Origin of the sequence: Chryseobacterium oryzae, from assembly GCF_022811665.1 — a bacterium.
Lineage (GTDB): Bacteria > Bacteroidota > Bacteroidia > Flavobacteriales > Weeksellaceae > Chryseobacterium > Chryseobacterium oryzae.
Genome location: NZ_CP094529.1, coordinates 1519884 through 1533352, shown reverse-complemented (window position 1 = coordinate 1533352; position 13469 = coordinate 1519884). Strand labels below are relative to the sequence as shown.

The following is a 13469-nucleotide window of genomic DNA, read 5'->3' as shown; positions in this document are numbered from 1 at the left end:
TGATTAGATAATGGAAAAAACTTGGCGCTGGTTCGGCAAAAAAGATAAGATAAAATTAGAAACACTTCGCCAGATTGGTGTTGAAGGAATTGTTTCTGCATTGCACGATATTTCAAACGGAGAAATCTGGAGTTTGGAGGCGATTATAGATTATAAAAATTACATAGAAAATCACGGTCTTCGTTGGTCGGTTGTAGAAAGTCTCCCGGTGAGCGAGGCAATCAAATACGGAGGGGAAGACCGCGATTTTTTAATTGAGAATTATATCAAAAGTCTCGAAAATCTGGGGAAAGCAGGCGTAACAACAGTTTGTTACAACTTTATGCCGGTTTTGGATTGGGCAAGAACAGACCTTTTTTACCAGTGGGAAGATGGTTCATCGTCTTTGTATTTTGACAAAGCCAAATTTGCCTACTTCGAAATCCATATTCTGAAAAGAGAAGGCGCAGAAAAAGATTATAATCAGGCTATTCTTAATAAAGTTGAGGAATTAAAAAATACTTTGACAGAAAACGATAACAATGATTTAATAGATTCTGTGATTGTAAAAACGCAAGGTTTTGTCAACGGGAATATCAAAGAAGGCGAACTGAATCCGGTTGAGAAGTTCAACAATTTATTGGCTCTGTATGATGGGATTGATAAAAACCAGCTTCGCGAAAACCTAAAATATTTCCTCGAAAAAATAATGCCGGTTTGTGAAACCTGGGGCATCCAAATGTGTGTACATCCCGACGATCCGCCATTTGCATTATTGGGATTACCGAGAATCGTTACCAATGAAGAAGACATCGAATGGTTTCTCAATGCGGTTGATAATCCACATAACGGACTGACATTCTGTGCGGGTTCACTAAGTGCAAATCTTAACAACGATGTTCCAAAACTGGCTCAAAAATTTGCTTCAAGAACAAAGTTTGTGCACCTGAGAAGCACCAATGTTTTTGATAATGGTGATTTTATCGAAGCGCATCATTTGGGCGGAAGAGGGCAATTGATTGAGGTCATCAAAGTATTTGAAAAAGAAAATCCTTCTTTACCGATGCGTATCGACCACGGCCGACTTCTAACCGAAGATATCGACAAAGGCTATAATCCGGGCTACTCATTCTTAGGAAGAATGTTGGCATTGGGTCAAATTGAAGGGGTGATGGCTGCAGTGCGGTCAGAATTAGATAAAGAATAAAAAGCTGCAGATTTGAATAAATATTGAAAAGTAAAAATGAAAGAAATGTTTAGTATTGAAAACAAAGTTGCGGTAATTACCGGTGCTTCGGGCGTTTTGGGTGGCAGTCTTGCAAAAAGTTTTGTTAAAGCAGGTGCAAAAGTGGTTGCTTTGGGACGAAATCAGAAAACGCTTGACACCTGTATAAAAGAACTCACAGATTCTGGTGGCGATGCCTTGGCGGTTGAAGCCAATGTTCTCAATTTGGAAAGTCTGGAAAATGCCTCGAAAAAAATCCTTGAAAAATACGGTAAAATTGATATTCTCCTCAATATTGCCGGCGGAAATATCCCAACTGCGACTTTGTCGCCCAACCAATCGTTTTTTGATATGAATATGGACGGATGGGATGAGGTCACGGATCTTAACATCAACGGAACGGTGTATCCGAGCTACGTTTTTGGGAAAGTAATGGCGGAGCAGGGCAGCGGCAGTATTGTCAATATTTCGTCTATGGCGGCTTATTCTGCGATTACTAGAGTCGCTGGCTATTCGGCAGCGAAATCGGCTATTACCAATTTTACACAATGGCTGGCTTCTGATGTTGCTCTGAAATTCGGGGATAAAATAAGAGTTAATGCCGTGGCACCCGGATTTTTTATTGGCGACCAAAACCGCGCAATTCTCCTGAATCCCGATGGTTCTTTAACCGACCGAAGCAAGAAAGTAATTGCCAAAACGCCGATGCAACGATTTGGTGAAGTGGAAGAACTCAACGGTGCTGTTCAATTTCTATGCTCCGACGCTGCAAGCTTTATCACCGGTGCTTTATTGCCTGTTGATGGTGGTTTCAGCGCATTTAGCGGGGTGTAATTTTAATTAAGTTTCAGATTAATAATTTAAAATGAGCAATTTCATTAATCCTAAAGAAGTTTTCGGAGAATCATTTTTATTGGAATCCCAAAAGGCTGAGAATCTCTATTTCGGCTATGCTAAAGAGATGCCAATTATTGATTATCACAATCATCTGGAGCCGGATGTGATTTCTAACAATCAAAATTTCCGTTCTCCAACGGCAATTTGGTTGGATGGCGACCATTATAAATGGCGTGCAATGCGGAATTTTGGTATTGATGAATCATTCATTTCCGGGAAAACCTCAGATTTTGAAAAATTCCAAAAATGGGCAGAAGTATTGCCAAATACGCTTAGGAATCCTTTGTTTCATTGGACACATCTAGAGCTTAAAAACCCTTTCGGAATCCAAGAGTATCTTTCGCCAAAAAATGCAGATTCTATTTATCATCAGATGAATGAACGCTTGCAGACGGCAGATTTTTTACCGCAATCGATAATTAGGAATTTTAAGGTCACGACACTTTGTACGACCGACGATCCTGCCGATGATTTAGCCTATCATAAAGCCTTAAAAAGCAGTAGTTTTGAAACGGCTGTTTTACCGGCATTTCGTCCGGATGTTTACATCTATATCATTAATCCGGAACACTATCTTTCGGGCATCAAAAAACTAGAAAGTGTCTGTGGCGTTACAATCGAATCTGCTTCTGATTTGCTGAATGCTTTACAGTCGAGAATCCAATATTTTGCCGAATCTGGCGCAAAAGTTGCCGACCACGGATTCGAATATTTCCCGGATACCACACTTTGGAACCATAATCTTGAAACCGAATTTGCTGACTTTCTAAAAGGCAACACCAAAACCTTTTCCAACCCAGAAGCGCTTTGTGGATATCTCTTGAAAGAACTCTGCAAAATGTATCACGAAAAAGGCTGGGTGCAGCAATTTCACGTGGGAGCCACCAGAAATAATAATTCTGATATGTTAAGGAAAATCGGAATTAATGCGGGTTACGATGCGATTGGCGATCAATATTTTGCCCAAAGAATGAGCGTTCTTTTGGATGAGCTCAATTCGTCCGGTCAACTCACAAAAACCATTATTTATAACCTTAATTCTACTTATAACGAGGTTTTGGCTTCTTTAGCAGGGAATTTCAATGAAGCTGGCATCAAATCTAAAGTTCAGTTCGGTGCAGCCTGGTGGTTTTTGGACCAGTTGGACGGTATGAAAAAGCAGATGAATACATTGTCGAACATTGGTCTTATCAGCACTTTTGTCGGAATGCTAACGGATTCCAGAAGTTTGTTGTCTTTCTCTCGTCACGATTATTTCAGAAGACTTTTGTGTAATATGTTTGGCAGCGAGATGGAGCGGGGTTTGTTGCCCAATGACGAAGAATGGGTAGGGAAAATCATTCAGGATATCTGTTATAACAATGCTAAAGATTATTTTAATTTTTAAAAAATGACGCACGAAACTTCAGATAAAATCTTATGTTTTGGAGAATTGTTGCTCCATTTTGCACCGGATTCGGAAGGAAATTGGCTGAATGAACAGTCTATGAAAATCTATGTCGGGGGTGCAGAGTACAATGTAGCTTCTGCTTTGGCACAATGGAAAAATCCAGTAAAACTATATTCTGTTTTACCCGAAAATTTTTTAGGGCAACAGCTTCAAAATCAGCTTCAAAACAAAGGATTTGAAATAATTGCGGAGAAAAGCAAAGGGAGAATTGGCTCATTCTATTTGTCTTCTGATGGTGATATGCAACACGCTCAGGTCATTTACGACCGTTTTCCTTCCGTCTTTTCTGAGTCTGATTTTTCTCAAAACCATTTGGATGATATTTTCTCAAATGTTAAATGGCTTCACATCAGTACCATTACACCGGCTTTAAGTGAAAATGCTTACCAAAAATGTCTGGAATTGATGAAAGAAGCAGCATCAAGAAACATCCGAGTTTCCTTGGATTTGAATTATCGTGCTACGCTTTGGCAGGGCAAAAATCCAGCAGAAAAAATTAAAAATCTGATGCCATTTGTGACTGTTTTGATGGGGAATATCTGGTCAATTCAGCAGTTTTTAGAAATCCCGATTGACTATCAGCTTAATGGAAATTTTGATGACGAAAATTTAACAAAGCAGGCCGAAAAATCAGCTATAGAAATTCAAAACCAATATCCCAATGTAGAAACGGTTGCCAATACGTTCCGTTTTACGCAAGGCGATGGCGTTGATTATTATGCAACGTTGTATTCAGAAGGTCAATTATTGACTTCCCAACAATACCATTCTGATAAAATTGAAGAACGTGTAGGCAGCGGCGATTCTTTTATGGCAGCCTTAATCCACGGCTTTTTAAAAGAAAATCTTTCTCAACAGATTTTAGAAGATGCCACAAAAGTCGCTTTCCAAAAATTGTTTGTAAAAGGCGATACCATTGACGAAACTATTAATATCGAAAAACGATGAACCCTATACTCCAAACCATAAAGAACCAAAAGATTGTTCCTTTGTTTTACAATGACGCTTTTGAAGTTTCCAAAACAATTGTTAAAGCCTTGTACGACGCAGGAATCCGCGCTATCGAATATACCAATCGCGGTGCTCAGGCTTTAGAAAATTTCACAAAACTGAAGACGATTGCTTCCACCGAATTTCCAGGACTTTTACTCGGAATCGGAACGGTAAAGAACCCGAAAGAATTGGATGATTTTGTTGCAGCGAAAGCAGATTTTATCATTACACCTGTTATTTCTGACGAATTGGTAAAGCACGCACTCGCTCAGAATATCCTTTTAATTCCGGGATGCTTTACGCCTTCAGAAGTCAATATTGCCTTTCAAAACGGGATTCGTATGGTGAAGATTTTCCCTGGTGATGTGGTCGGAAAAAAGTATGTTAAATCCATACAACCGCTCTTCCCAGAAATGGAATTTATGATAACAGGCGGCGTTTCTACTGATGTTAATGACATTAATGAGTGGCTCAGCGGCGGCGTTTGTGCCGTCGGATTGGGAAGTGCGTTGGTGAAAAAAGACGTAGTGGCGGAAGAGCTGACGTCCACCGTAAAACAATTGTTACATCAACTAAATCAAAACTAAATGCAAGCGCCAAAAAACCAAAACCTAAGATGGTTTATGCTGTCTCTGGTATTTCTCGCCACCACCATCAATTACCTCGACAGGCAGGTGATGGGATTGCTAAAGCCTGTTTTGGAAAAAGAATTCCATTGGGATGAGAAAGATTACAGTTACATTGTGATGGCATTCACCACCACTTATGCGATTGGTTATCTGGCAATGGGTCGCTTTATCGACAGATTCGGAACCAAAATTGGTTATGCGGTTTCTCTGATTGTCTGGAGTTTAGCCTCTATTGGTCATGGTTTTGTGAAAAGTACGGTTGGATTTATTATAGCAAGAAGCACATTGGGAATCAGCGAAGCCGGAAATTTCCCAGCTGCCATCAAATCGGTTGCCGAGTGGTTTCCTAAAAAAGAAAGAGCTTTGGCGACGGGGATTTTCAATTCAGGAGCTACCGTTGGTGCGATTTTGGCGCCACTTCTTGTACCGTATATTTTGGGGCATTACGGCTGGCGAGAAACTTTTGTATGGATTGGTGCTCTTGGATTATTTTGGATTTTACTTTGGTGGAGATTTTATAAAATCCCTGAAAAATCAAAGAATATAAGCAAAGAAGAATTAGAATATATAAAAAGCGACCAACAAGGCAAAACTGAAGAACAGTCCAAAGTTCCGTTATCTGAACTGCTGAAATACAAAGTCACCTGGACTTTCGCGATTGGGAAAATCCTAACGGATCCCATTTGGTATTTCTTTATGTTTTGGCTTCCTGCCTACTTTGCAGACGTTTTCAAAATGGATTTAACCAAGCCGTCCATCCCGCTTATCATAATTTATAGTGGCACTACCATCGGCAGTATTGGCGGCGGATATCTGTCTTCCTATTTAATCAAAAAAGGCTGGGCAATTGGCAGAGCCAGAAGTTTTACGATGCTATTATTTGCACTGATGGTTGTTCCGGTAATGTTCTCCAAATATGTCGAAAATATGTGGCTGATTACCATTGTCATTGCCTTTGCCACAGCAGCACACCAAGGTTGGGGCGCCAATCTGATGACGACAGTTGGAGACAAATTACCGAATAATTATGTCAGTTCTGTGATTGGATTTGGAGGAATGCTCGGTTCTGCTGCAGGAATTTTGTTTCCACTTTTCATCGGGATTATTTTGGATACCTTCAAAAAAGCAGGTAATATCAACGGTGGTTATAATATTATATTTTTCATCGCCGGAATTTCTTACATCGCTGCGTGGGGAATTATTTGGTTGATTAATAGGAAAAAAATGACTTAAATCTATATTGATATCCAATGAACGCCAAACCTTCCATACTCATCATTAGCTTGCTTATCAGCCTGTTTTCCTTTGCCCAAAAAGGGAAAAATAAGTTGTGGTACGATAAGCCAGCGGCTCAATGGGTAGAGGCTTTGCCAATTGGGAACGGTAAGATTGCCGCTATGGTTTTTGGCAATCCTGCCCGGGAGAAACTTCAGCTGAACGAAGGGACATTCTGGTCGGGCGGCCCATCCCGGAATGATAATCTTGACGGCCCAAAAGTTCTGGATTCTATCCGTTATTATTTATTTAACGGGAATTATAAAAGAGCTCAGATCCTTGCGGACAAAGGCTTAACGGCAAAATCACTTCACGGCTCGGCATTCCAGAATATTGGTGATTTTATACTCGATTTCAGTAATCTTAATGATGTTAAAAATTATTACAGGGAATTAGATATCGAAAAAGCCATTGCCACAACGACATTTACTTCTAACGGAATTAATTTTAAAAGAGAAATTTTCGCTTCGATTCCGGATCATGTAATGGTTATCAGACTAAGTTCTGACCATAGAAACGCACTCAGTTTCAAAGCTAATTTTGATGGCGAACTCAAAAAAAACAGCAAAGCCATTAATGCCAACACTCTGCAAATGGACGGATTGTCTTCAACATTAGACGGCGTTCCGGGGCAGGTGAAATTCAATGCATTGGCAAAAATCATCAATAAAGGTGGAAAAACTTCTGTTTCAGAAAAAGGAATTTCTGTAAGCAATGCTGACGAAGTAACAATATTAATTTCTATTGCAACCAACTTTACCAATTACAAAACTCTGGATACTGATGAGGTTTCCAAAAGCAAAAAATACATTGTAGAAGCAGAGCGCAAGACCTATAAAACTTTACTGGAAAATCATCTGAGTGTTTATCAGAAATATTTTAAAAGAGTCTATTTTGATTTAGGAACCTCCGAAGCGGCAAAACAACCCACCGATATTCGGGTAAAAAACTTTGCAAAAACCTACGACCCCGAACTCATTTCGCTGTACTACCAATTTGGACGATATTTATTGATTTCTTCATCTCAACCTGGCGGTCAGCCTGCCAATCTGCAAGGGATTTGGAACAACTCTAACAAACCGGTTTGGGACAGCAAGTATACCATCAACATCAATGCAGAGATGAATTACTGGCCATCCGAAAAAACCAATCTTCCCGAGATGCACGAGCCACTGATTGAGATGATAAAAGATCTGAGCGAATCTGGGAAAGAAACGGCAAAAGTAATGTACAAAAGCCGTGGTTGGGTAGCCCATCATAACACCGATATTTGGCGCATTACTGGTGTTATAGACTTCGCCAATGCCGGGCTGTGGCCTTTGGGAGGGGCTTGGCTATCGCAACATCTTTGGGAAAGATATCTGTACAGCGGGGACAAAAACTATCTCAAATCCATTTATCCGGTCCTGAAATCTGCGACTCAGTTTTACGAAGATTTTTTAATTGAAGAGCCGACGCATCATTGGCTGGTGGTTAGTCCGTCCATGTCTCCCGAAAATATTCCGAAGGGGCACCAGGGAAGCGCTTTGGCAGCCGGAAACACGATGGATAATCAGTTAATGTTCGACTTGTTTTCCAAAACTAAAAAAGCAGCGGAGATTTTAAATTTTGATTCAGAAAAAATCCCGGTTTGGGACAAAATCCTTTCAAAATTACAACCGATGAAAATCGGAAGATACGGCCAGTTGCAGGAATGGGCAGAAGATTGGGACAACCCGGATGACAACCACAGGCACGTTTCGCATCTGTACGGACTTTTCCCTTCCAATCAAATCAATCCTTTTACAACGCCAGAATTGTTGGAGGCTGCCAAAACTGTTTTGCTCCATCGTGGCGATGTTTCCACAGGTTGGAGTATGGGTTGGAAGGTAAATCTCTGGGCAAAATTGCTGGATGGTAACCACGCCAATAAATTAATCAAAGACCAATTAACGCTCGTAGAAAAAGATGGTTGGGGCGAAAAAGGCGGAACTTATGCCAACCTTTTTGATGCGCATCCGCCATTCCAGATAGATGGAAATTTCGGTTGCACTTCCGGGATTACCGAGATGCTTTTGCAAACTCAGAATGGCTTTATCGATGTTCTTCCGGCGCTTCCTGACGAATGGAAAAACGGGAAAATTACCGGACTTAGAGCCTATGGTGGCTTTGAGGTGAGCCTCGTCTGGGAAAATAACAAAGCCAAAGAAATCAAGATAAAATCAACACTCGGAGGCAATTGCAGACTAAGAGTTCCTAATGAAATTCAACTTTTAGGGAATCTACAACTGAACAAAGCCGATGGCAAAAACCCAAATCCTTTTTTTGAAATTCCAAATATCAAAAAACCTCTGATTTCGCCAGAAGCCAAACTGAATGACACAAAGCCAACAACTGACAAACAACCGGCAACCAACAAAAGATTCATCTACGATTTGCCGACAGAAGCAGGGAAAACTTATATTTTAAAAATGAAATAAAATACTAAATGGTATGAGAATATTCTTTTTTGTTTGGGCAGCTTTATCCGCCCTCCGTTCCCGCTTTTTTGCCTCCGCTACGCTGCGGCAAAAAGAGCTCCACTCAGGTCGGGCTGCGTGCAATTCGCCGTACTAATGACGATAGATAACTAAAAAACTCAACAAATAATAGTTTAAAAATAGAAATAAAATATATATGAAAAAGAAAACAATGAATCCGATTTTTTTTAAGAACAAAACCAATCTCATAGCTGCGGTGGCTTTGTTGTCATTCAGTGGTTTGTCAGCACAGACTTTCTCAGATTTTAGTTACAAAGGAAACGACAAAATATACAGCGACAACCCTCTTAAGTCAGACGAGTTCTATTCGCCCATCCTGCAAGGTACTTATCCGGATCCATCGATCACAAAAAAAGGAGACGATTATTATTTGGTAAACTCTTCATTTTCAATGTTTCCGGGCGTTCCTATTTTTACATCCAAAGATTTGGTCAATTGGAAACAGGTAGGCCACGTTCTCGACAGACCTTCTCAGCTGAAAGTTGAAAAAGGTGGTGTCTCGCAAGGGATTTATGCGCCAGACATCAAGTACAATAAGCACAACGATACATTTTATATGATTACCACTCAATTTGCAGGCGGCGTTGGCAATATGATGGTAAAAACAAAAGACCCTGCAAAAGGCTGGAGCGAAGTTCAGAAACTGAATTTTGATGGGATAGATCCGGCAATTTTCTTTGATGACGACGGCAAAGCTTATATCGTACACAATGATGCACCGCCTCAGGGAACCGAACAATATAACGGGCATCGTGTGATAAAAATATGGGATTACGATTTAGAAAAAGACCAGGTTGTTGCAGGTTCAGATAAGATTATTGTAAACGGCGGCGTTGATCTTTCTCAAAAACCAATTTGGATAGAAGGGCCACATATCTACAAATACAAAGGAAAATACTACCTGATGTGTGCAGAAGGCGGCACAGGTGGCAACCACAGCGAAGTGATTTTTATGGCAGATTCTCCGAAAGGTCCTTTTGTTCCGGCAAAAAATAATCCCATTCTCACACAGCGTTATTTCCCGAGAGACCGCAAAGAAAAAGTGGACTGGGCAGGTCATGCCGATTTGGTAGAAGGTCCGAATGGACAGTGGTATGGCGTGTTTTTAGCCATCCGTCCCAATGTTAATAACAGAGTGACAAAAGGTAGAGAAACCTTCATCCTTCCTGTAGATTGGAGCGGAACGTATCCGGTTTTCGAAAACGGATTGGTACCGATGAAACCGAAACTGAAACTCCCGCAAGGTGTAAAAAATCTGACCGGACAAAACGGATTTTTCCCGAACGGAAATTTTACTTTTAATGATAAATTAACAGAGAAAAACCTCGACTATAGATGGATTGCAATGCGCGGACCTCGCGAAAACTTTATCAGCGCCACAAAAAACGGGGTTAAAGTAACTCCTTTTGAAACCAATATCAAGGCGGTAGCTCCTGTTTCTGCTTTATTTCACAGATTGCAGCACGAAGATTTTGAAACTTCCGTAACACTTGATTTCAAGCCGAAATCTAACAAAGAATTAGCGGGAATCACTTGTTATCAAAGCGAAAAATTCAATTATGTTTTCGGGATTACAAAAAAGGATAAAGATTTTTACATCGTTTTAGAAAGAACGGAAAAAGGGGAATCCAAACTCATAGCAAGCGAAAAAATCGGACTGTCGAAAAACATCAAGCTGCAAGTAGTTGGCGATAAAGATGAGCTGAGTTTTAATTATGCTTTGGATGGTAAAAATACCAAAAACCTTGGTGGGAAAGTTTCTGCAGACATCCTTTCAACAGATGTTGCAGGTGGCTTCACAGGAAGTCTGATTGGATTGTATAGTACGTTGTCTAACGATATCAAGCCATAGATTTTGAAAACTAATCAATCAATTTATATAGCTCTTTTTTTAGGATTTATCGGGCTGAATCCACTTTCAGCTCAGGTAAATCCTTCTCCGGAACAGCAGAAAACAGCCTTTACCAACCCGATTATTTGGGCAGATGCGCCGGATTTGTCTATTACCAGAAATGGTGATGATTTTTACCTGATTTCTACCACCATGCACCTGATGCCAGGCGCTCCGGTGATGCATTCTAGAGATTTGGTGCATTGGGAAATGTCGAGCTACGTTTTTGATACGCTGAATGACAATTCTAAGTATGATTTGCTGAACGGTTCGGTCTACGGGCGCGGGCAATGGGCATCATCTATCCGTTATCATAAAGGGAAATATTACGTTTTGTTTTCTCCGAATGACGAGCCTTTCCAATCTTATATTTATGAATCTGACAATCCGGAAAAAGGCAATTGGAAGCTCATTACGAGGACAAAACATTTTCACGATGCTTCTTTGCTTTTTGATGATAATGATCGGATTTTTGTCTTTACTTCTAACAAAGTTTTTGAGCTGAGTCCGGATTTTAAAACCATTATCGGAAATCAGGATGGAACGGAAGTTTTCAAGAAAGATGCTTCCGAAACAGGATTGCTGGAAGGTAACCAAATCATCAAAAAAGACGGCAAATATTATATGATGATGATTTCTTGGCCGCGTGGCGGGAAACGCAGACAAGAGGTTTACAGAGCCGATAAAGTAACCGGACCTTATGAGAAGAAGATTATTCTTGAGGATAATTTTCTTGGGTTTTCTTATGCTGGACAAGGTGCTTTGATTGATGATAAAAACGGAAATTGGTATTCATTGATTTTTCAAGACCGAAACGGCGTCGGTCGGGTTCCGTTGCTCCTTCCCGTAAAATGGGAAAACGGTTGGCCGGTTTTGGGCGACAACGGAAAAGTTCCGTTAACAGGAGAAATTCCGCTTCCGGCTTTTACACCGAAAAATCATTTAGTAGAAAGTGACGAATTTTCTGATAAAAAACTCAAAATCCAATGGCAATGGAATCATAATCCTGTCAGTTCTGCCTGGTCTTTATCCGAAAGAAAAGGCTTTTTAAGACTGAAAACCAGTAGGGTACTCCATAATTTGTACCTCGCTCCCAATACTTTAACCCAAAGGATGGAAGGTCCTAAGACCAGTGCTGTAGTCGCTTTGGATTTAAAAGGGATGAAAGATGGTGATGTGGCAGGTTTCAGTGCATTCAACGGAGATTCCGGGATTTTGTCTGTGAAGAAAGAAGGTACAAAGAAGTTCGTGATTTTTTCTACAAATAATGTCAGTCTGGATGAAAAAACCAAAGCTGTAACCGATGTAAAGGTTGAGGAGAAAAAGAAAATTCTGTTGAGTTCTGATAAAGTGTATTTTCGTATCGACGCCGATTTTAATTTAGGGAAAGATTTGGCAAATTTCTATTACAGCACCGACCAGAAAAATTGGACGGAATTGGCGAAAGATTACAAAATGATATTCGATTATCGCAGATTTTTTATGGGTTCTAAATTTGCAATTTTTAATTATGCAACCAAAGAATTAGGAGGTTTTGTAGATGTTGATTTCTTCCGCGTGAGTCAGAAGAAGGACTGATGATTTGATTAAAACTGAAAAAAAGAAAAATAATTGCTTGGCATATTATTTTTTTGTCTATATTAATAAGTGTAAAAAATACAAATAAAAATTAATACTTATAATCAATCGATTATAAAGAAATTATCCAAATAATCAACTATTAATTATGAAAAAAACAGCAATATTAGTTTTAGGGATTTTGTGGTCGGGGATGTTTGTTTCCGCTCAAAGTATTGATAAACAAGCTCCTCAAGGATTTGATGTGGAGAATACTTCGATTACGCACGGTAAAATTGATAGTATTTCTTATGCTTCAAAAACAGTTGGTGTGGCGAGAAAAGCACTGATTTATACGCCGCCGGGTTTTACCAAAAATAAAAAATATCCGGTGCTTTATCTGTTCCACGGGATTGGTGGAGACGAAAAAGAGTGGTTCGCACACGGAAAACCGAATGTGATTTTGGACAATTTGTATGCTCAGGGAAAATTAGAACCTATGATTGTAGTTCTGCCAAACGGACGTGCCATGAAAAATGACCGTGCTACAGGCGATATATTTGCTAAAGACAAAGTAGAAGCGTTTACCACCTTCGAAAAAGATTTGCTGACTGACCTGATTCCTTTTGTGGAAAAACATTATCCTGTAAAAAAAGACCGTGAAAACCGCGCATTGGCAGGGCTTTCTATGGGTGGCGGACAAACGCAGAATTTTGCTTTCGCGAATATGGATAAATTCGCTTGGCTGGGAGCTTTTTCATCTGCGCCAAATACCAAAGATCCAAAACAACTTTTGCCTAATCCGCAGGAAGCAAAGAAAATGAAATTGATTTTTCTGTCTTGTGGCGATGCCGATAATTTGTTGATCTACACGACCAAAACTCATAATTATCTAAAAGAAAATAATATTCCGCACATTTTTTATCTGGAGCCGGGTGGTCACGATTTCAAAGTATGGAAGAATGATTTGTACATCTTTTCGCAACTGTTGTTTAAGCCGGTGGATCAGAAAGAAATTAACCAATTTTTAGAAAAGAAATAATCTTAAATATTA

The 13469-nt window shown here is 39.9% G+C and carries 10 protein-coding genes; all 10 read left to right on the top strand.

Annotation, left to right across the window (positions count from 1 at the left end):
* Nucleotides 1–10: 10 nt before the first annotated feature.
* The 10 genes from uxuA to MTP08_RS07035 all read left to right on the top strand — a co-directional run bounded on the left by uxuA (nt 11) and on the right by MTP08_RS07035 (nt 13457).
* Nucleotides 11–1186, top strand: coding sequence for a mannonate dehydratase (uxuA, locus tag MTP08_RS07080; protein WP_243577684.1), 1176 nt, complete (start codon nt 11–13; stop codon nt 1184–1186).
* Nucleotides 1187–1222: 36 nt separating this feature from the next.
* Entirely contained in the window at nt 1223–2038 is an 816-nt protein-coding gene (locus MTP08_RS07075) for an SDR family oxidoreductase (RefSeq protein ID WP_243577683.1), read from the top strand.
* 31 nt (nt 2039–2069) lie between these two features.
* The gene (uxaC, locus tag MTP08_RS07070) at nt 2070–3488 is read left to right on the top strand and encodes a glucuronate isomerase (RefSeq protein WP_243577682.1); all 1419 of its coding nucleotides are present in this window, start codon (nt 2070–2072) and stop codon (nt 3486–3488) included.
* A 3-nt stretch (nt 3489–3491) separates the two neighbouring features.
* Nucleotides 3492–4499, top strand: a complete 1008-nt coding sequence (locus tag MTP08_RS07065) for a PfkB family carbohydrate kinase (RefSeq protein WP_243577681.1) — start codon at nt 3492–3494, stop codon at nt 4497–4499.
* Nucleotides 4496–5131 (top strand): bifunctional 4-hydroxy-2-oxoglutarate aldolase/2-dehydro-3-deoxy-phosphogluconate aldolase, encoded by a 636-nt coding sequence (locus MTP08_RS07060; RefSeq protein WP_243577680.1) that lies wholly within the window; start codon nt 4496–4498, stop codon nt 5129–5131. Before MTP08_RS07065 ends, MTP08_RS07060 begins: the two co-directional genes overlap by 4 nt.
* Nucleotides 5132–6406 (top strand): MFS transporter, encoded by a 1275-nt coding sequence (locus tag MTP08_RS07055; protein WP_243577679.1) that lies wholly within the window; start codon nt 5132–5134, stop codon nt 6404–6406.
* A gap of 17 nt (nt 6407–6423) precedes the next feature.
* Nucleotides 6424–8907, top strand: coding sequence for a glycoside hydrolase family 95 protein (locus MTP08_RS07050; protein WP_243577678.1), 2484 nt, complete (start codon nt 6424–6426; stop codon nt 8905–8907).
* 196 nt (nt 8908–9103) lie between these two features.
* On the top strand, nt 9104–10819 hold the full coding sequence (locus MTP08_RS07045; protein WP_243577677.1) for a glycoside hydrolase family 43 protein: 1716 nt from the start codon (nt 9104–9106) through the stop codon (nt 10817–10819).
* A 3-nt stretch (nt 10820–10822) separates the two neighbouring features.
* Nucleotides 10823–12436, top strand: a complete 1614-nt coding sequence (locus MTP08_RS07040) for a glycoside hydrolase family 43 protein (RefSeq protein WP_243577676.1) — start codon at nt 10823–10825, stop codon at nt 12434–12436.
* 148 nt (nt 12437–12584) lie between these two features.
* Nucleotides 12585–13457: an alpha/beta hydrolase gene (locus MTP08_RS07035; RefSeq protein ID WP_243577675.1), complete on the top strand. Its 873-nt coding sequence runs from the start codon at nt 12585–12587 to the stop codon at nt 13455–13457.
* Nucleotides 13458–13469 lie beyond the last annotated feature (12 nt).